This is a genomic window from Sphingomonas colocasiae, assembly GCF_019880585.1.
GTDB classification, from domain to species: Bacteria; Pseudomonadota; Alphaproteobacteria; order Sphingomonadales; family Sphingomonadaceae; genus Sphingobium_A; species Sphingobium_A colocasiae.
Genome location: NZ_JAINVV010000009.1, coordinates 100,645 through 119,614, shown reverse-complemented (window position 1 = coordinate 119,614; position 18,970 = coordinate 100,645). Strand labels below are relative to the sequence as shown.

Sequence of the window (18,970 nt, the reverse complement as noted above, 5' to 3'; positions counted from 1 at the left end):
GACTTAAGGGGCAAAATCGCCGATGTTCGTCCGCCGGCCGGAATCAACGCGAAAACCGGTCGATCCGGGATGCGCGGAGCACCCCGGAGACCGGTTCTCATGGATGGCGAACGGGAGCGGCCGGCGGCGCCGGCCGTGCCCGATCAGGAGGTCGGCATGCTGACCAGGCCGCGACGCAGGACCTGGCAGGTCAGGACCTCGCCCTTGCCGGCGGCCTTGATCTTGATCCAGCTCCCCACCGGGCCGGCTTCCATCGCCTGTCCGCCCTGGCTGATCGTGAAGCCGGTGCCCTTGACCTCGATGGTCACGACATCACCCTTGGCGACGGCAAGGCTGGCGGTCTGCACGGCGGTCTCTGCGCCCATCACCGCATTGGTGGGCACGACGGGAACGAAGAGTTTCCATCCGGCGCCAACCGGGCATTCGAGGATGACGGTGTCGCGGCGCACCGTGCGCCAGGACACACGGACATCGCCGCCGCACGACGAGAGGCGGAGCCTGCGATCGATCGGCGCGGCGGCGCCGCCGGGCGCGCCCAGAGCGTTGCCGGTGAAGCGCTGGACCGCGAGATCGAGCGCATTGTGATCGATCGTCGGCATGGTGGCATGCGCCGGGATGGCGGCCGCCACGAGAGCGAGAGCTGGAATCAAACGGATCATGGTCTGGCCTTTCGATTGTCGCGTGTTGAAGTGGATCATGAGAGTCGGTCTGCTTTCGGTAGGAAATGCGCCGATGTTTCCATCAGCCTTGGTCGAAACTGAGCGTCACGGTGATCGTGTCGGTGTTGGCGGGTTCCAGGATCAGCCGCACCGCGCGGCCCTGCAGTGCCGGATCGGCGCTGACGGCGGCGGCATCGGCCAGCACCGCGTCGCGCCGGCCGGGGCGATAGGCGCCATGAATGTTGACGCGCATGCGCGCATCGACGGCCTGTTCCTTCAGCCATTGGCCAAGCGGCGGCGTGCCCGGGCCGGGACGCCACATCGCGACGGGCTCCGCCACCAGCGGAGCGGGCGGCGGCGTGGGCGCGGGGGCCATGGCAGGCGCGGGCGCCGCAGCCTTGGCCGAACTGCTCTCCACCCGCGCCAGCGCCGAAAAGGTCGTCAGGAACAGGATGATCGAGAGATCGGCCAGCATGATCTGCCAGCTCGTGCCGGGCGCGTTCATGCCGCCATCGTCCGGGTTGATCGCACGATCGCGGGCGACGGGGCGATCTGGGCCTGCAGCCAGTCCACCATCGCCTGGCGCCCGGCTTCCTCGTGTTCGGCGATCCGGGCGATGTGGCGGGCGAGCGGCGCATAGATCAGATTGGCGCTGAGCACGCCGTAAAGCGTGGTGAGCACGGCGGAGGACACCGCCGCCGAGATCGCTTCCGGCGCCAGTCCGCCGGCGGGTAATTGCGTGAGCGCGACCAGCGTGCCGGCCAGGCCGAACACGGGCGACAGGTCGGCCGCCAGATTGAACAGCCGGGTGCCGTCGGCCGCGACGCGTTCGCGTGCGATCCGGCTGGCTTCATGATGTTCGGTCAGCGCGTCGATCGAGCGGCGCTGCAGCATCGCCTCCACCGCCTGGGAAAGGTCGCGATCGGGGATCGTCGCCAGCGGCGCGCGCAACATGCCCTCGCGATCGATGTGCCGGGCCTGCGCCGCGAGCGCCGCGCGCGCGCGCGCTTCGGAGAAACGCGGCCGGAACAGCGATGCCAGCGCGCGTCCGGTATTGGCGATCTCGCCGAAGCCGGAGCGCAGCAGCGTGGCGGCCAGGGTGCCCAGCACCACCAGCAGCAACGCGTTCGGATCGAACATCCTGTCGAGCGACATTCTTCAATCTCCCATCGCGATCCGGATCGGCCGTGGCCGTCCGCACATTCGCGTGAAGGCGGAGTTCGCAAGGGGCGTGCCAATTGCCGGGAACGGCCGATCCACGGGCGGATGGGCGCCGGCGGGAAGCGGCGCGGGGCGGCAAGGGGGCGGCAGGGCGGAAAATTCTTGCCTGGATGCGGCAAGATCTTGCCGGCCGCTTGCCGGTTCGCGGCGGGATCGACGGAAAAAAGCGGGTTTCCGCGAATTGGCACGCCTGTTGCTTATCTACGGGCGAAGGTCCGGCCCGTGCCGGATCAGATTGGGAGCATGGCCGATGGCCGAAAGTCTCTTTGGCATTCATGGCGCGGCGCTTGAGGTGCGTTCGCAGCGCATGGGCCTGTTGTCGTCGAACATCGCCAATGCGGCGACGCCCGGCTACAAGGCGCGCGACATCGACTTCAAGACCGCGCTCGACGCGCGCCTGAACGGCGCCGGCAGCGATGCGGCGACAGCGAAGGCCGAACTCTACCGCGTGCCGCTGATGCCCTCGATGGACGGCAACACCGTCGAGCTCGCAACCGAGCAGGTCGCCTTCTCCGAAAATGCGGTCGGCTACGCGACCACCCTGTCGTTCATCCAGTCGCGGGTCGAGACGCTCACCCGCGCGATCAAGGGCGAATGACGATGGCGAAGCCGATGACCATCTTCGACGTCGCCGGACGCGCCATGTCCGCACAGCTCGTGCGCATGAACAGCTCGGCCTCGAACCTCGCCAATGCCGGCAGCATCGCCGGCGATGCCAACGCGGTCTACAAGCCGATCAAGCCAGTATTCCGCACCGAGCTCGATCGCTCGACCGGCATGATGAGCGTCAGCGTCGATCGCGTCGTCCGCTCCGATGCGGAGGCGATCCGCCGGCACGATCCCGATCACCCGCTCGCCGACGAGAATGGCGATGTGTGGGCAGCCCCCGTCGATGAGACCCAGGAGATGGTCGAGATGATGGAGAGCGCCCGCCAGTACCAGAATGTGATCGAGGTGCTCCAGACCACCAAGACCCTGATGCTCGATACGATGAGGCTAGGCAAATGAACTTCAATTCCGTCATCGCGACGAACAGCTCGACGCCGGTTCCGGCTGACGCGAAGGTTTCCAGCCAGCTTGGCCAGAAGGATTTTCTGCGCCTGCTGACCGCGCAGATGCAGACGCAGGATCCGTTCGATCCGGTCGATAACAAGGAGATGCTGGCCCAGATGGCGCAGTTCTCCAGCCTGGCCGGTCTTTCGGAGATCAACGACACGCTGAAGCTGATCAACGCCAAGCTCGGCGGCGACGCCGCCACGCCTTCCACCTGAACCCGTCCTTCAAGGGAGATACGCCATGTCCTTTTATACCTCGCTGAGCGGCGTCAAGAGCGCCCAGACCCAGCTCGAAGTCGTCTCGCACAATCTCGCCAACTCCGAGACCGCCGGCTTCAAGCGCAGCCGCGCCAATTTCGCCGATGTCTTCGCGACCTCGTCGACGACGAACCCGCAGCTCGCCATGGGCGTGGGCACGCGTGTCGAATCGATCACGCAGAGCTTCACCAACGGACCGATCGAGCAGACCGGCAATGCGCTCGACCTCGCCATCACCGGCGAAGGCTTTTTCGCGACCAAGTCGGCCGCGTCGGAAGAGGTGATGTTCACCCGCAACGGCGCCTTCTCGGTCGACGAGGACGGCTATATCAAGCGCGGCACCGACGATCGCCTGCAGCTCTTCGCGGTCGCGCCCGACGGCACCGCCGATACCGGCGCCACCATCGATGCGCAGATCCCGGCCGAGAATGCCGACGGATCCAAGTTCGCCGGCATCACCGTCAGCGGCAATGGCGATGTGATCGCCACTTTCGCCGACGGCACCAACCAGACGCTGGGCCGCGTCGCGATGGCGAGCTTTACCGCACCGACCGGCCTGCGCCAGATGGGATCGTCCAACTGGTCGCCGACCGGCCTGTCGGGCGAGCCGAGCTGGGGTGAACCCGGTGACGGTCGCTTCAACGATCTGATGTCGGGCTCGGTCGAGCGTTCCAATGTCGATCTGACCGAGGAACTCGTCGGCCTGATCACCGCGCAGCGCTATTTCCAGGCGAACGCCAAGGCGATCGACACCGCGTCGCAGATCACCCAGACGATCATCGGCATCCGGACCTAAACGCCATGGATCGCCTGATCTACACCGCCTATTCGGGTCTGCGCGGATCGCTCTCCGCGCAGACCGCGATCGCCAACAACCTGGCCAACGCGAACACGATCGGCTTTCGCGCCGAACGCGCCGCGTTCGAGGCGCAGACGCTCAAGGGCCCGATGCTCGAGGTCCGCGCGCCGAGCGCCATGGAGGTCAAGGACGCCGACATGACGGCAGGCGCGGTGGTGCAGACGGGACGGTCACTCGACCTCGCGGTCGACGGCAAGGCGATGCTCGCGGTTCAGGCCGACGACGGATCGGAAGGCTATACGCGGCGCGGTGACCTGATGGTCTCGCCCTCCGGCCTGCTCCAGACCGGGGACGGCCATCTCGTCCTCGGCAATGGCGGCCCGATCTCGATCCCCACCTCCGCCTCCGTCTCGATCTCGCCCGATGGCTCGGTCCAGGTGGTCGCGCCCGGCGGCGATCCGAAGGCTCCGGAGACCGTGGACCGCATCAAGCTGGTCTCGCCCGAAGGCACGCAGATCGCGAAATCGGTGGACGGGCTGTTCCGCGTCGTCGGCGATGGCGCGCTGCCGGCCGATCTCGACGCCCGCGTCACCACCGGCGCGCTCGAGCAATCCAACGTCAACAGCGCGCAGATGCTTGTCGAGATGATCGAGAACCAGCGCTCGTTCGACATGCGCACCAAGATGCTGACCACCGCGAAGGACCTCGACGAGGGCGGCGCGGCGCTCATGCGCATCAACTGATTCCAGCGAAGGACTGATCCATGCCCACTTCCGCCATGCATGTCGCCCGCACCGGGCTCGAAGCGCAGGACGCGCGGATGCGCGTCATCGCGAACAACCTCGCGAACGTCGGCACCACCGGCTTCAAGCGCGATCGCGCGTCGTTCGAGACGCTTGCCTATCAGGACGTCCGCGTCGCCGGCACCCAGTCGAGCAGCGAGACCAAATATGCGATCGGCCTGAATCTCGGTACCGGCGTGAAGGTGCAGGGCACCGCGCGGATCGAGACCCAGGGCGCGCTCAATACGACGAGCAATGCGCTCGATCTCGCGCTCGACGGCAATGGCTATTTCCAGGTGCAGATGCCCGGCGGTCAGATCGCCTATACCCGCGCCGGCAATTTCGCGCGCTCGCCCGAAGGGCAGCTCATCACCGCGCAGGGCTATCCGGTCCAGCCCGGTATCACCATCCCGGAAAATGCCACCGAGATCACCGTCGGTCTCGACGGCACGGTTTCCGCGACGATCGCGGGCGAGACCGAGCCCAGCCAGCTCGGCCAGCTCACGCTCGCCAGCTTCGCCAACCCCGCGGGCCTGCAGGCGGCGGGCGACAACTTCCTGCTCGAGACCGCCGCGAGCGGCGCGGCGCAGGTCGGCGTCGCCGGCCAGGAAGGCCGCGGTTCGATCCGCCAGGGCATGCTCGAAGGATCGAACGTCAATGTTGTCGAGGAGCTGGTCGACATGATCGAATGCCAGCGCGCCTATGAGGTGAATTCCAAGATGATCTCCGCTGTCGACGAAATGCTGCGCAATGCGAACCAGACGCTTTAACCGCACCGTCGGCCTGCTGCTCGCGGGCGGCCTCGCCTTCATGCTGTCGCCCGCCGACGCGAAGAAGGCCAGGCCCAAGCCGGGCTTCGAGGCGACTCTGCCGTTGCCGCCCGCGCAACCCCCGATGGTTGCCGATGGCGCGATCTTCCAGGCCAGCAGCGGCTATGCCGCGCTCCACGAAGGCAATCGCGCCCGCGCGGTCGGCGATCTGCTGACCGTCGTGCTGGTCGAACGGATCACCTCGTCTAAGTCCGCCACATCGAAGACGGCGCGCGACGGAGGCTTCTCGATCACGCCGCCCACGGCCGGCCCGCTCGATTTTCTGAACCCCAATGCCCTTAAGGCTTCGGGCGGATCGTCGTTCAATGGGAATGGCGCCGCCGCTCAACAGAGCGCGCTGGGCGGCGAGGTCAGCGTGACCATCGCCAAACTGCTCGGAAACGGCAGCGCCATCGTCAAGGGCCAGAAGCGGCTCACCTTGAGCCAGGGCGAGGAATGGGTGCAGTTTTCGGGAATCGTCCGGCTTGCCGACATCGACCAGATGAATCGCATCGCGTCGACGCGCGTTGCCGATGCCCAGATCGAATATTCGGGCAACGGCCAGGTCGCGCGCGCCAGCCGCGAGGGCTGGCTGCAGCGCTTCTTCAACATGATCAGTCCCTTCTAAGGCTCAAGGACCCCACGCCATGATCCGTCTGCCGAAGCTTCTTCTCGCACTTTTCGCCGCCGCGCTGCTTCCCGCCGCGCCGGCGCAGGCCGAACGCGTCCGCGATCTCGGCAGCTTCCAGGGGGTGCGGACCAACCAGCTCGTCGGTTATGGCGTGGTCGTCGGCCTTGAGGGCACGGGCGACGACAATCTCGAATATGCCGCGCAGGCGATGAAGGGCGTGACCAATCGGCTCGGCCTGCAATTGCCGCCGGGCATCCAGCCGGGGCTGAAGAACGCGGCGGCGGTGATGATCACCGCCGATCTTCCCGCCTTCGCCAAGCCCGGCCAGCGCATCGACATCACGATTTCCGCGCTGGGCAAGGCCAAGTCGCTGCGCGGCGGATCGCTGGTGCTTTCGCCGCTGATGGGCGCCGACGGGCAGATCTACGCGATGGCGCAGGGCAATCTCGTCGTCGGCGGCCTGGGCGTCTCGGCGCGCGACGGATCGAAATTGTCGGTCAATGTGCCGACGGTCGGCCGCATTCCGCTGGGCGCCACGGTCGAGCGCGCGGTCGCGACGGGCTTCGATACCCGCGACGTGCTGCGCTTCAACCTCAACGAAGCCGATTTCCTGACCGCGCAGCGCATCCGCGACGCGATCAACCAGAAATTCGGCCCCATCGCCACGCTGGAGGATGCGGTCACCGTATCGCTCGCGCTGCCGACGGGCGCCAATACGCGCGGCGCGATGATGGCGGCGATCGAGATGCTCGATATCACGCCGGCCGAAGCGCCCGCGCGCGTGATCGTCAACAGCCGCAGCGGCACGGTGGTGATCAGCAGCGCCGTGCGTCTTGCGCCGGCGGCGGTCAGCCATGGCAAGCTCGTCATCCATATCGACGAGGCGCCGCAGGTGGTGCAGCCCGCGCCTTTCTCGCGCGGGGAGACCGCGGTGCAGGAAAACAGCACCATCTCGGTCGAACAGAGCAACAATCACCTAGCCGTGCTCAATCCCGGACCGTCGCTGTCGGCGATCGTGGATTCGCTCAACAAGCTGGGCGTCAGCCCTCCCGATCTCGTCGCGATCCTCGAAGCGCTGAAGCAGGCGGGATCGCTCAAGGCGGAGTTGATCGTGATATGAAGATCGCCAATTCCCTTCCCCTCGCATCCAGGCCGGCGGAACAGCAGGCTCAGCTTGGCAAGGCGGCGCAGCAGTTCGAGGCGATCTTCGTCCGACAGATGCTGGCGGCCGCCCACAAGGCGAAGCTGGCCGACGGGTTGTTCGACAACAGCGCCGTCGAACAGTTCCAGTCGATGCAGGATTCGCGGCTGGCGGACATCGTCTCCGAAAATGGCGGGCTCGGCCTCGCCCGTACGATCGAGCAGCAGCTCTCGCGCCAGATCGGCGGTAACGCACCATGAGTTCCGATCTCATCTCGATCGCGCGCAGCGGCGCCAGCGCTGCGCGCATCGCGCTCGACGTCACCGCGCAGAACATCGCCAATGCCGGCACCGACGGCTATGTCCGTCGCTCGGTCGCGATGGCAGAGGTGTCGGGCAGCGGGATGCTCTACACCCAGAACGACGTCTCGCTTCACGGCGTGCGCGTCTCTGGCATCGTGCGCAATGCCGACGAGTTCCGCCTGGCCGAAGTGCGCCGCACCGGCAGTGACCTGGCGCGCGTCAACGCCGAAGTGGGGGCGCTTTCCAATATCGAGAGCGCGCTGGAACAGCCCAAGATCTCTTCGGCGATCGCGACGTTCGAGGCGAGCCTGCAGGGGTTGAAGGCCGATCCGACCAATCCCGCGCTCCGCGCGGTGGTGCTGGAAAACGCCCAGTCGGTCGCGGACGCGCTGAACGCGGCGGCGGGCGGCCTCGATTCTGCCAGGACGGCGCTGCAGGCCGATGCCGCGGACGGTGTCAGCAAGCTCAACCAGCTTTCCGCCGATCTCGCCAAGATCAACACGCGGCTCGTCCGTTCGAGCGAGGGCAGCAGCGATCAGGCCGCCCTGCTCGACAAGCGCGATTCGATCCTGAAGTCGATGAGCGAGATCGCCGGCGTCTCGGTGACGATCGGCGCGCATCGCACCGCCGAGGTCAGCCTGGGCGGCGTCGCGCTGGTGACGCCCGATGGCGCGTCGACCGTGGGCGTCGGCGTCGCGGCGGACGGATCGCTCGCCTTCGATGTCGGCGGCACCGGCGTCGCGATCGTCTCGGGATCGCTGGCGGGCACCGCGACCGGGCTCACCCAGGTCAATGACGCGCGCGCGCGGCTCGACGATGTCGCCGCCACCATCATCGGTGCGATCAATGGCGCGCAGGCATCGGGCGTCGCGCTCGACGGCAGCGCCGGCCAGCCGCTGTTCGGCGGCACCGGCGCGGGCGACATCACGATGGTCGCGACCACGGGCGGCGCGATCGCCACGGCGCCGGCGGGCGCGGGGGCGGACAGCCGCAACACCGGCAATCTCGATACGATGATCGCCGCGCTTGGCGGCAGCAACGCGCTGCGCAAGTTCGACGCGCTGCTGAACGACACCAGCGCGGCGGTTGCCGCGCGATCGGTGACGCGCGACGCGCTCGGGGTGATCGCCAGTGGCGCGGAGGGCGCGCTCGCCACCCAGGCGGGCGTCAGCCTCGACGACGAAGCCGCCAATCTGCTCCGCTTCCAGCAGGCGTTCCAGGCGTCGGGCCGGATCATGCAGGTTGCGAAGGACCTCTTCGATTCCATCATCTCGATCAACTGAGGCTGACCATGACCAGCATCGGCACCGACGGATTCTACAATCGCTCGATCGGCAGCCTGTCGTCGCTGCGCGCGCGCGCCGAGAAGCTGCAGACCCAGATCGCGACCGAACAGAAGCTGCAGCGCGGTTCGGACGATGCGGTCGCGGCGCGGCAACTGCGCCAGCTCGATCACCAGGATACGCTGGCCGCCGTCCACAAGACCAATGCCGCGATCGCCAATTCGGACATGGCGCTGGCCGATCAGGCGCTGACCGAACTCGGCAATCTCGTGATCCGCGTTCAGGAACTCGCGACCCAGTCGGCCAATGGCACGCTCAACGATGCCCAGCGCAAGATCAACGGCGAGGAGATCGCCCAGATCCACAAGAGCATGGTGGCGATCCTGAACGGCAAGGATTCGACAGGGCAGCCGCTGTTCGCGGGCACCGCCAACGGCCCGGCCTATGCTGTCGCCGCCGACGGCACCGCCAGCTATGCGGGCAATACCACGCCGGGCGAGCTCGACGTGGGGGAGGGCATCACCGTCGCGCGCAGCCTGACCGGCCCCGAATTCCTCAATTTCTCGGTCGACGGCACCGACACCGATCTGCTGACCGTCGTCCACAATCTCGCTACCTCGCTCCAGTCCGGCGCCGCGACGGGCGCGAGCGACGCCAGCGCCGCGCTCAAGAGCCTGACGGCCGGGCTCGGTGCGATCGGCACCGGCCACGCCATCATCGGCGCACGCCAGGCGCGTGTCGAACTCGCCACCTCGCTCGCCACCGAGCGCGGCGAGGTCCGCGCGGCCGACCAGACCCGGCTGGGCGCGACCGATCTGCCGACGGCGATCGCCGAACTGCAGGAAATGATGACGGTGCTGGAAGCGAGCCAGGCCAGCTTCACCAAGCTCTCCAGCCTGTCGCTGTTCGACTATCTCCGGTGAAATTTCGCGCCCGATCGCGGTTAACAACGCGCTGACCATGCCGTTCTAACAGATGACGCTCCCTGCCTTGGGGGCGGACCGTTTCAAAGTCCTGGCCGCGCATCGGCCATTCCGGGGGAAGCATGTTCGTAGCCATCGGCATTGTCGTTCTGATCGTCATGGTCTTTGGCGGCTTCACCATCACCGGCGGTGCGCTCGGCCCGGTGATGGAAGCGATCCCGCATGAAATGCTGATCATCGGCGGCGCCGCCGCCGGCGCGCTGATCACGGGTAACTCGATGCACGAGCTGAAGGCGCTGGGAAGCGGCCTGGCCAAGGTGTTCAAGGGGCCGAAGCACAACAAGCAGGATCACATTGATGCGATGCTGCTGACCTCCAAGCTGATGCGGATGCTGCGCACCGAGGGGCCGGTGGCGATGGAATCGCATGTCCAGGATCCCAAATCTTCCGCGATCTTCGCCGAATATCCGCGCATCCTCGCCAATGACGCGCTGGTCGCGCTCATCTGCGACACGCTGACGCTGATCGTGGTCTCCTCCGGCACGCTTGAGGTCCATGCCGTCGAGGATGTGATGGACAATGCGATGAAGACGCATTTCCACGAGATGCAGGAACCCGTCCACACGCTCCAGTCGCTGTCGGACGCGCTGCCCGCGCTCGGCATCGTCGCGGCCGTGCTCGGCGTGGTGAAGACGATGGGGTCGATCGACAAGCCGCCGGCGGTGCTGGGCGGCATGATCGGTTCGGCGCTGGTCGGCACCTTTCTGGGCGTGCTGCTCGCCTATGGCATCGTCGGTCCGCTCGCGACCCGCCTGAAGCAGGTCGCAGACGCCGACGAGCAGATCTTCCACGCGGTCAAGCAGATCGTCATCGCGTCACTGCACAATTATCCACAGCCGCTGGTCGTGGAGGCCGCGCGCTCGGGTCTCAGCCACGCCTTCCGCCCGGGCCTCTCGGAGATGCTCGACGGGCTGAGGAGTCGCTGAGGTGACGACCAAGGCCAAGAAGGGGTCGAACCTGCCGCCGCCGATCATCGTCAAGAAGATCATCGTGGCGGGCGGCGGCGGCCATCATGGCGGCGCCTGGAAAGTCGCCTATGCCGATTTCGTGACCGCGATGATGGCGTTCTTCCTGCTGCTGTGGCTGCTCGGCGCCACCAACGAGAACCAGCGCAAGGGCATCGCCGACTATTTCTCGCCGACGCTTGTCAAGATGCGCGAGCAGAGCGCGGGCAGCAACGGCATGTTCGGCGGTGATTCGATCACCTCCGCCGACAATTATCCGCATCGCGCCTCGCAGACGGGCACGCGATCGATCACCATCCCGCGCGACACAACGGGCGGCCCGCGCGAAGGCGCGACCGAGGATCGCAAGATCGCGCAGGGGCCGACGCCCGAGCAGAAGGCGCTCAAGCTGAACGCACTGCGCCAGCGCGTCACCCAGCGCGTCGAAACGCAGGACAAGCTCAAGCGGCTGGCCAGCCAGATCCGCTTCGTCCAGACGCGTGAGGGCATCCGCATCGATCTGGTCGACGACGCCGATTTCTCGATGTTCCAGCTCGGCACCACCGTGCTGGTGCCGGAGGCGGTGGAGCTGCTGCGCATCATCGGCGACGCGGTGAAGGACGAAAGCGGCGCGCTCACCATTCGCGGCCACACCGATTCGCTGCCCTGGCGGCGCGGTCAGGTGGCGAGCAACTGGTCGCTGTCCTCGGGCCGCGCGGAGGCGACGCGCCAGACGCTGATGCGCTTCGGCGTGCTCGAACCGCGCTTCCGCCGGATCGAAGGCGTCGCCGATCGCGAGCCACTGATCGTGAAGACGCCCACCGATCCCAGGAACCGCCGGATTTCCATCACCATCGCGGACTAGGGTCCGGCACCATGACTGATGAGGCCGTGACGAGGACGAATTGGGTTCATGGCCAGGCGCGAGTGCGCCGGATGGCATCGCTATCCGGCAATCGAGCCACGACGCCAGGGATCCAATTCCTCCTCGCCCGAAGGGTGGCATCATCATCAGTCATGGCGCCGGACCCTGGGGCTGTTCGCCATCGGCCCATGCCGGTTTGCGACCGGCGACGGAGCCGTGCCCGGACTTCCAGATCTGGTCGATTTCGGCCGATGCGATGGGCGTCGAGACGCCATATTCACATAAGCACCGGATTTGAGATGCAATTTCCCGTTGCATTTTGCACGGATATGACTCAAATCGGGAAATCCCTGTATGTCCCGAAATGGGAAACAGGGGTTGCGGCAGCCTTAGCCTGTGGGGGGCTTTGGGGTCGCTCTAGCCTGTGGGGGGCTAAGTGCTGCTTTTCTCGCGACGCCGCGATGGCGTTTCCTGCGTGATATCCGGCGTTGCGCGCCGTCGATTCCGTTCGGTCACCAACTGATGGGCGCCGCGGGCCTGATCGGCGCGGCCGTGGTCCAGTCGCTCGGATTGGCGAGCGAAGTGCAGACCACGATCGTGACTCAAGATCGCGAATGGGCGACGTCGCTCGCGCAGGAACTGCGCGACCACCATCTGCCGACATTGACGCCGGCCAGCCCGGCGCGCTGGCGCGAGCATTTCGACCAGGAGCGCGCGAACTGCGTGATCTTCGACCTCGATCATGGCAGCGACGGCGTGTTCGACGCGATCGCGCAGATCAGGAACCAGGCGGCGCACACGATGATCGTCGCGGCGGCATCGTCGCCTTCGATCAAGATCGTCGTCAACGCTATGCGCGCCGGCGCCATCGATTTCGTCAACAAGCGCCACCCGGTTCAGGAAACGCGCGAGCAGATCCGCGAGGCGGCCGCCCGCGCGCGCGAGCAGGAAGTCGCGCAGGTGGCAGGCAATGCCCATCGTACGCGTATCGATGCGCTCAGCGCGCGCGAGCGTGAAGTGCTGCGCCTGCTCGCGGCCGGCCTCGCCACCAAGCAGATCGCACACCGCATGGAGTTGAGCCCGCGGACCGTGGAGATGTTCCGCCGGCGCATCCGCCAGCGTCTGGAAGCCAATTCGATCGCGGAAGCGATCAGCATCTGGATGAGCCATCGCGACCAGCCGGAGCTCCTCGCCGTCGCCTGAATCGAGGCTTCCCAAGGTCCTCCGTACGGGGCAGGTCATCCGACCTTCGGGCATATGCATTCACGCGAATGCTTGGCCGCGCCCTGCTGGCAATGGACCTTGCGGCAGGCGTGGAATCCCAATCCGCCAAACCCGCGCAGGCTGGCATCTCTCAACCGGATCGCGCTCCATTCCTGTGGCAGATGCAGACTCTCGCTGACGGACGCGTATCTGTCCGGTCACCGCAAAAGGAAACGCCCGGCGACCTTGCGGTCGCCGGGCGTCTTTTCGGCCGTTCCTCGAAACGATGCCATTGCCTTTGGCTGGGTAGGCAATGGCGATAGCGGCACCCCCCACGAGCCCGCATGATCGGAAACGGCCGTCCTTCCCGGCTTCGGCGCAACCCGGCGCGAGGGGGCCGGGTGCCGATGCCTGGGAGTAGAAAACCCGCGATGTGCAATCGCGGTGCGATCCGTTCCGCCGGGGCCGGCGCTTGTGCCGGCCCCGGCGGGTGACGGGATCAGCGCAGCAGCGAGAGAACGTTCTGCTGGCTCTGGTTCGCCTGGGCGAGCATCGCGGTCGACGCCTGGCTCAGGATCTGCGCCTTGGCGAGCGCGGCGGTTTCGGCCGAATAATCGGCGTCCTCGATGCGCGAACGGGCGTCGGACAGATTGGTCGAATTGGTCGTCAGATTGTTGACCACCGATTCAAGGCGGCTCTGGCCGGCGCCGAGCGAAGCGCGCGCGGCGTTCACCGAGTCGAGCGCGGTGTCGACATTGCCGATGGCGGTGCCGGCGGCGGTGTCGCTGGCGACGCTGAACGCCACGGTGACGCCGGTCAGTGCCGAGATCGACAGAGCGACGGTGTCGGTGCTTTCCGCGCCGGTCTGGATCGTGACGCTGGTCGCGGCCGTGGTGCTGAACAGCGTGACGTCGTTGAACTTGGTGTTGCTGACGATGCTGCTGATCTGGCTGGTCAACTCGGTCACTTCGGTCTGCATGTTGGTGCGGTCGCTGCCGCTATAAGTGCCCGACTTGGACTGGACGGCCAGTTCGCGGACGCGCTGCAGCATGTTGGTGACTTCGTTGAGCGCGCCTTCGGCGGTCTGCGCCAGCGCGATGCCGTCATTGGCGTTGCGGATCGCCTGGTTCATGCCGCGGACCTGCGCGGTCATCGAGGTCGAGATGGCGAGGCCGGCGGCGTCGTCCTTGGCGCTGTTGATGCGCTTGCCGGTCGACAGGCGCTCCATGGCGCTGCCCAGCGCCTTGCTGGCGGAGGTCGAAGCGTTCGCTGCCCGCAGCGACGCCATGTTCGTGTTGATCACAGTCATGTCTAGTCTCCAATTCTTGCTGACCCACGCCCCATTTCGTGGGCCGGATGTCGCTTCAGGCAACATGTGCCGTCAGCAAGAGCGGCGAACCGGCCGGAGAGTTAAGGGTGCAGGGTAAAATTAACCAGACAACATACTGATATAATTGAATAATAATTCTCTTCTACAGGGTTTTCACCGTATCCCCGATTGCGGCGTCGTTAACCTTAACACCCGCATAACCATCGTATTGAAGCTGCGAAGTTGCCTGGTGGGGGGCATTCGAAAATGACCGGACTCGATCATGACGATATCGTGCTGCGCGCACATGGACAGCTGGTCCATCGCGCCTCGGCGATCTTCGCGGCCTCGGCGGGCAACCGCGGCGACGCCGGATGCACGCTGACCGCGTCGGATACCGCGCAGCCCGCCGGTCGTGGCCGCGTCGTCGCGCTGGAGCGCAATGATGAGCCCTTCATCGAACGGCTTGCCGGCAACCGGCTGAAGCTCGGCTATGCCGATGGCGGTTCGGAAGCCGCGCTCGCGGCGTTGATCGCCTGCGTTACCAAGGCGGGCGATCCGATCGCCGCCGATCCCGAAAGCCTGGCAGTGCTCTCGCTCGCCGAGCGGCTGGCCGTCAGCGATATTCCCGTGCTCATCAACGGCCCGACCGGCACCGGCAAGGAAGTGCTGGCGCGTTTCATCCACTCGCGCAGCGCGCGGGCCGACAAGCCCTTCGTCGCGGTCAATTGCGCTGCGGTTCCCGAAGCGATGCTCGAAGCCTTGCTGTTCGGCCACCAGAAGGGCGCGTTCACCGGCGCACACAATGCCGGCGAAGGTTTCTTCCGCGCGGCCGATGGCGGCACGCTGCTGCTCGACGAGATCGCGGAGATGCCGCTGGCGCTGCAGGCCAAGCTGCTGCGCGCCTTGCAGGAAGGCGAAGTGGTGCCGCTGGGCGCCACCCGTCCGATCAAGATCGATGTCCGCATCGTCGCCTGCGCCAACCGTGACCTGCCGCTCGAAGTGGAGGAAGGCCGTTTCCGCGCCGACCTTTTCTATCGTCTCAACGTCTTTCCCCTGTCGCTGCGTCCGCTGTGCGAGCGCCCCGAGGATGTCGCGCCGCTCGCCTTCGCGCTGGCGTTGCGCCATGCCCCGGCCGGCGCGCCGCTGCCCTGGATCGCGAACGACGCGCTCAACGCGCTGAAGGCGCACAACTGGCCGGGTAATATCCGCGAACTCGAGAATGTGATGCGCCGCGCGCTGCTGCTCTCGAACGGCGATGGTGAGATCGGCCTGCGTCACATCCATTTCGATCGCCCCGCGCGGCTGGTCACCACCAATGTCGCAGTCCAGTCGGTCCAGCCGGTCGAGGTCGCCGCGCCGGTCGCCGAACCCGTTGCCGGTGAAGCGCTCAGCAAGGTCGTCCAGCTCTCAGAGGCGCGCGCCATCATGGCGACGCTGGAGGCCTGTGACGGCAGCCGCGTCCGTGCCGCCAAGCGGCTGGGCATTTCGGAACGCACGCTGCGTTATCGCCTGGCGCGCTTCCGTGAGGCCGGCCAGATGATCGCGGGAGGCACGGCATGACTTCCCCCGTCGGCGGCGCGTCCGGCCTTCAGCAGATCCTGGCGATGCGCCAGGAGATGATCGACAAGAACCAGCTTCTCCAGTCGTTGCGCGCAGGCGCCGGTGCCGGCGCCGCGCCGGCGGAGGCGCCGAACGCACCCGTCGCGCCCAATGGCCCGGCGGGCGGTTTCACGGATGCGCTCAAGACCGCGCTCGACGGCGTCAATGCGACGCAGCAGCGCGCTTCGGATATTTCCGCCGCCTATGAACGCGGCGAAGTGACGGACGTCGCCAAGGTGATGCTGGCGCGTCAGGAAGCGGGCATCGCGTTTGAAGCGACCTTGCAGGTCCGCAACAAGCTGCTGTCCGCCTATCTCGACATCCTGCGAATGGGAGTCTGATAGATGAGCGATCTCGTTCCGGCTTCGGCGCCCGTTCCGCTCGGCAATGCCCGGGCGGTGGATGGGCAGCGCCCGGCCATTCTTCAGCAGATCAGCGGCTTCGCCGCGCAGCCCGCGGTCAGGCGGACCCTGCCCTATGCCGCCGCCGTCGGCGTGCTCGGCTCGGCCGCGCTGGCCTGGATGGTGCTGAGCCCCGCGCCGCAGCGCGTGCTCTATTCCGAGCTCGCGGACGGTGAAAAGGCATCGGTGACCCAGGCGCTCGACAAGGCGTCGATCCCCTACAAGCTCGATCCCGCGACCGGCGCGATCACGGTGGGCGAGGGCGATATCTATCGTGCGCGCATGATGGTCGCATCGGACGGCGCGGTGGCGGCGCCCAGCAGCGGCACCGACCTGATCGATTCGATGCCGCTGGGCGCCAGCCGCAGTGTCGAGGCCGAACGGTTGCGCGCCGCGCGCGAACGCGAACTGCAACTGACGATCATGGAGATCGACGGTGTGGAATCGGTCCGCGTCCATCTGGCGCAGGCCGAGAAATCGGTGTTCGTGCGCGACAATTCGCCGCCGCGCGCGTCGGTGATGCTCAAGCTTGCGCGCGGGCGCCAGCTTTCCGACGGACAGGTGACCGCGATCGTCAATCTCGTCACCGGATCGGTGCCGGGTCTGTCGAACGACGAGGTCAAGGTGATCGATCAGCATGGCCGGCTGGTGTCCGACCGGAATGCCGGCAATGCCAATATCGACCGGCTGAACATGCAGTCGCGGATGGAGGAGAAGCTGCGCGGGCAGCTTTCGCAGTTGCTGACGCCGATGTTCGGGGAGGGCAATTTCTCCACCGAGATCCAGGTCGATCTCGACATGAACGCCGTCACCTCCGCCCGCGAAAGCTGGAACAAGGACGGCGCCGTCCGCACCGAAACCACGCAATCCTCGCCGGTGCCCGAAAACCCGATCGGCTATGGGGTGCCGGGCGTGCTGTCCAACACGCCGCCGCCGCCCACACAGGTCGTGCCGGGCGCGCCTGGAGCACCCCAGGCCAATCCCGCCAAGCCGGCCGTGCAGACCGTCGGCGGAGCCGCGCCGGCGACACCGGCGGCTGGTGCCGCCGCGCCCGCTGCGGGCGAGGCCGCGGCGACGCCACCCGCGCCCGAACTGAGCCAGAGCGCGACGCGCACTTATGAACTGGGCCGCGAGGTCGCGGTTTCGAACGGCACGCCGGGCGATATCAAGCGCCTGTCGGTCGCCGTCGTGCTGAGCAGCGCGGCGATGGCGTCGCGCAAGCCCGCCGATATCGCGCAGATCAAGTCGCTGGTCGGCGCCGCCGTCGGCGCCAATACCCAGCGCGGCGACCAGGTGGAAGTGATCGCGCGCAAGTTCCAGAGCGAACCGGTCGTCGTCACGCCTTTCTACGAACAGCCCTGGTTCGCCACGGTGCTCCGCAACGGCGTGGCGCTGATCTGCGTGCTGCTGCTGATCTTCTTCGGCCTGCGCCCCGCCATCGCGGCGATGCGCCGCAAGTCCGAGGGCAAGGCCGGCGGTGATGCCGAGGGCGAGGGGCCGCGCGCGCTCGTGGCCAGTGGCGAAGCCGAGGACGGTGACGCGGGCGCCGCCGCCACGCTTTCGACCGAGGCGATGCTGACCGAGCGGCTCGACCGGATGAAGCTCGCCGATCAGGTCGGGCTGGCCCAGCGCTTCATCAGCGAACAGCCGGACAGCGCGATGGCGGCGATCCGCCAGATGCTGGCCGAAGCCGAAACCGCAAAGGCCGATGCGGCATGACCGAGCAGAAAACCACCTTCACCAAGGCCGAGCGTGCCGCGATCATGATCATGATCATGGACGACGAGCAGGCCACCGAGGTGCTGCGCCATCTCGAGCCGCAGGAACTGCGGCTGCTCGGCCAGGCGATGTGCGACCTGAAGGAGGTCGCGCCGTCGCAGGTCGCGGCCACGATCGGCGGTTTCCTCGATCGCACCCAGCGCCAGGGCCTGGTCAATCACGACAATACCGGCCGGGTGCGCAATCTGATGACGATGGCGCTGGGCGAACGCAAGGCGGACAGCCTGATGTCGCGCATCGCGCCGGCGGCCAAGACCAGTTCGATCGAGCTTACCAAATGGCTCGACGCCTCGGTGATCACGCCGCTCGTCAAGAACGAGCATCCGCAGCTTATCGCGGTGCTGCTCACCAATCTGGAGCCGGAGACCGCGGCGCAGGTGCTCCACGCGTTGCCGCGTGCGATGCAGCCGCAGGTGGTGCATCGCATCGCCACGCTCGGTCCGGTCACCGCCGGCGCGCTGGCGATGCTCGAAACCGTGCTGTCGCAGCGCATCACCGACAGCCATGGCCCGGCCGCGCTCAATATCGGCGGCCCGCGCGAGGCGGCGGAGATCATCAACAACGCGTCGCGGGCGACCGAGAAGCGGATCATGCCCGAGCTCATCAAGATCGACCGCTTCGTCGCGAAGCAGATCGAGGGGGAGATGTTCAAGTTCGATCATCTGCTGTCAATCGACGACAAGTCGATGGGCGCGCTGCTGCGCGAAGTCGATTCCGAACAGCTCATCGTCGCGCTCAAGGGGCTGGAGGACGAGGATCGCGAGGCCTTTTTCCGTTGCATGTCCAGCCGCGCCGCCGACGGCGTGCGCGACGAGATCGAGGCGCGGGGCCGCATCAAGCTCAGCGAAGTGGTCGATGCTCAGAAGGCGATCGTCCAGATCGCGCGCAGGCTGGCGGCCGAGGGCACGATCTCGTTCGGCGCCGGCGATGACGATTATGTCTGA

General features: G+C 66.8%; 22 protein-coding genes. 18 read left to right on the top strand and 4 right to left on the bottom strand.

Features of this window, described 5'->3' with window-relative positions:
- Window positions 1-143 precede the first annotated feature (143 nt).
- From K7G82_RS19320 to K7G82_RS19310, 3 genes are all read right to left on the bottom strand, one after another.
- A complete protein-coding gene (locus tag K7G82_RS19320) occupies window positions 144-659 on the bottom strand; it encodes a flagella basal body P-ring formation protein FlgA (RefSeq protein WP_222991574.1) in 516 nt (171 codons plus the stop codon).
- A gap of 82 nt (window positions 660-741) precedes the next feature.
- Entirely contained in the window at window positions 742-1,164 is a 423-nt protein-coding gene (locus tag K7G82_RS19315; RefSeq protein ID WP_222991573.1) for a hypothetical protein, read from the bottom strand.
- Window positions 1,161-1,814 (bottom strand): MotA/TolQ/ExbB proton channel family protein, encoded by a 654-nt coding sequence (locus tag K7G82_RS19310; RefSeq protein WP_222991572.1) that lies wholly within the window; start codon window positions 1,812-1,814, stop codon window positions 1,161-1,163. Before K7G82_RS19310 ends, K7G82_RS19315 begins: the two co-directional genes overlap by 4 nt.
- Window positions 1,815-2,130: 316 nt before the next feature.
- On the opposite strand from K7G82_RS19310, the gene flgB reads away from it, so the two are divergent.
- The 14 genes from flgB to K7G82_RS19240 all read left to right on the top strand — a co-directional run bounded on the left by flgB (window position 2,131) and on the right by K7G82_RS19240 (window position 12,935).
- Window positions 2,131-2,478 (top strand): flagellar basal body rod protein FlgB, encoded by a 348-nt coding sequence (gene flgB / locus K7G82_RS19305; RefSeq protein WP_222991571.1) that lies wholly within the window; start codon window positions 2,131-2,133, stop codon window positions 2,476-2,478.
- A gap of 2 nt (window positions 2,479-2,480) precedes the next feature.
- Complete coding sequence (gene flgC / locus K7G82_RS19300) at window positions 2,481-2,888, top strand: flagellar basal body rod protein FlgC (protein ID WP_246623703.1); 408 nt, start codon at window positions 2,481-2,483, stop codon at window positions 2,886-2,888.
- A complete protein-coding gene (locus K7G82_RS19295; RefSeq protein ID WP_222991569.1) occupies window positions 2,885-3,151 on the top strand; it encodes a flagellar hook assembly protein FlgD in 267 nt (88 codons plus the stop codon). Before flgC ends, K7G82_RS19295 begins: the two co-directional genes overlap by 4 nt.
- A 25-nt stretch (window positions 3,152-3,176) precedes the next feature.
- Window positions 3,177-3,989 carry a flagellar hook-basal body complex protein gene (locus K7G82_RS19290; RefSeq protein WP_222991568.1) on the top strand — a complete coding sequence of 271 codons (813 nt, stop codon included), beginning with the start codon at window positions 3,177-3,179 and terminating at the stop codon, window positions 3,987-3,989.
- Window positions 3,990-3,994: 5 nt separating this feature from the next.
- On the top strand, window positions 3,995-4,735 hold the full coding sequence (locus K7G82_RS19285; protein ID WP_222991567.1) for a flagellar basal body rod protein FlgF: 741 nt from the start codon (window positions 3,995-3,997) through the stop codon (window positions 4,733-4,735).
- 20 nt (window positions 4,736-4,755) lie between these two features.
- Window positions 4,756-5,544 (top strand): flagellar basal-body rod protein FlgG, encoded by a 789-nt coding sequence (flgG, locus tag K7G82_RS19280; RefSeq protein WP_222991566.1) that lies wholly within the window; start codon window positions 4,756-4,758, stop codon window positions 5,542-5,544.
- Window positions 5,525-6,211: a flagellar basal body L-ring protein FlgH gene (locus tag K7G82_RS19275; RefSeq protein ID WP_222991565.1), complete on the top strand. Its 687-nt coding sequence runs from the start codon at window positions 5,525-5,527 to the stop codon at window positions 6,209-6,211. The genes flgG and K7G82_RS19275 overlap by 20 nt, the downstream gene beginning before the upstream one ends.
- A gap of 19 nt (window positions 6,212-6,230) precedes the next feature.
- Window positions 6,231-7,334, top strand: a complete 1,104-nt coding sequence (locus tag K7G82_RS19270; RefSeq protein ID WP_222991564.1) for a flagellar basal body P-ring protein FlgI — start codon at window positions 6,231-6,233, stop codon at window positions 7,332-7,334.
- A complete protein-coding gene (locus K7G82_RS19265; protein ID WP_222991563.1) occupies window positions 7,331-7,615 on the top strand; it encodes a rod-binding protein in 285 nt (94 codons plus the stop codon). Before K7G82_RS19270 ends, K7G82_RS19265 begins: the two co-directional genes overlap by 4 nt.
- Entirely contained in the window at window positions 7,612-8,940 is a 1,329-nt protein-coding gene (flgK, locus tag K7G82_RS19260) for a flagellar hook-associated protein FlgK (RefSeq protein WP_222991562.1), read from the top strand. The genes K7G82_RS19265 and flgK overlap by 4 nt, the downstream gene beginning before the upstream one ends.
- A gap of 8 nt (window positions 8,941-8,948) precedes the next feature.
- On the top strand, window positions 8,949-9,863 hold the full coding sequence (locus K7G82_RS19255; protein ID WP_222991561.1) for a flagellin N-terminal helical domain-containing protein: 915 nt from the start codon (window positions 8,949-8,951) through the stop codon (window positions 9,861-9,863).
- 122 nt (window positions 9,864-9,985) lie between these two features.
- Window positions 9,986-10,849, top strand: a complete 864-nt coding sequence (gene motA, locus K7G82_RS19250) for a flagellar motor stator protein MotA (RefSeq protein WP_222991560.1) — start codon at window positions 9,986-9,988, stop codon at window positions 10,847-10,849.
- Between the two features lies 1 nt (window position 10,850).
- Window positions 10,851-11,732, top strand: coding sequence for a flagellar motor protein MotB (locus K7G82_RS19245; protein ID WP_222991559.1), 882 nt, complete (start codon window positions 10,851-10,853; stop codon window positions 11,730-11,732).
- Between the two features lie 522 nt (window positions 11,733-12,254).
- On the top strand, window positions 12,255-12,935 hold the full coding sequence (locus tag K7G82_RS19240; protein WP_222991558.1) for a response regulator transcription factor: 681 nt from the start codon (window positions 12,255-12,257) through the stop codon (window positions 12,933-12,935).
- A gap of 499 nt (window positions 12,936-13,434) precedes the next feature.
- Here the strand turns inward: K7G82_RS19240 and K7G82_RS19235 are convergent, their stop codons facing one another.
- A complete protein-coding gene (locus K7G82_RS19235) occupies window positions 13,435-14,244 on the bottom strand; it encodes a flagellin N-terminal helical domain-containing protein (protein ID WP_222991557.1) in 810 nt (269 codons plus the stop codon).
- Between the two features lie 267 nt (window positions 14,245-14,511).
- On the opposite strand from K7G82_RS19235, the gene K7G82_RS19230 reads away from it, so the two are divergent.
- From K7G82_RS19230 to fliG, 4 genes are read left to right on the top strand one after another with little or no spacing between them, the layout of a single operon-like run.
- Window positions 14,512-15,807: a sigma-54 interaction domain-containing protein gene (locus K7G82_RS19230; protein WP_222991556.1), complete on the top strand. Its 1,296-nt coding sequence runs from the start codon at window positions 14,512-14,514 to the stop codon at window positions 15,805-15,807.
- Window positions 15,804-16,187, top strand: a complete 384-nt coding sequence (gene fliE, locus K7G82_RS19225) for a flagellar hook-basal body complex protein FliE (protein WP_222991555.1) — start codon at window positions 15,804-15,806, stop codon at window positions 16,185-16,187. The genes K7G82_RS19230 and fliE overlap by 4 nt, the downstream gene beginning before the upstream one ends.
- A 3-nt stretch (window positions 16,188-16,190) precedes the next feature.
- The gene (fliF, locus tag K7G82_RS19220; protein ID WP_222991554.1) at window positions 16,191-17,966 is read left to right on the top strand and encodes a flagellar basal-body MS-ring/collar protein FliF; all 1,776 of its coding nucleotides are present in this window, start codon (window positions 16,191-16,193) and stop codon (window positions 17,964-17,966) included.
- Window positions 17,963-18,970: a flagellar motor switch protein FliG gene (fliG, locus tag K7G82_RS19215; protein ID WP_222991553.1), complete on the top strand. Its 1,008-nt coding sequence runs from the start codon at window positions 17,963-17,965 to the stop codon at window positions 18,968-18,970. The genes fliF and fliG overlap by 4 nt, the downstream gene beginning before the upstream one ends.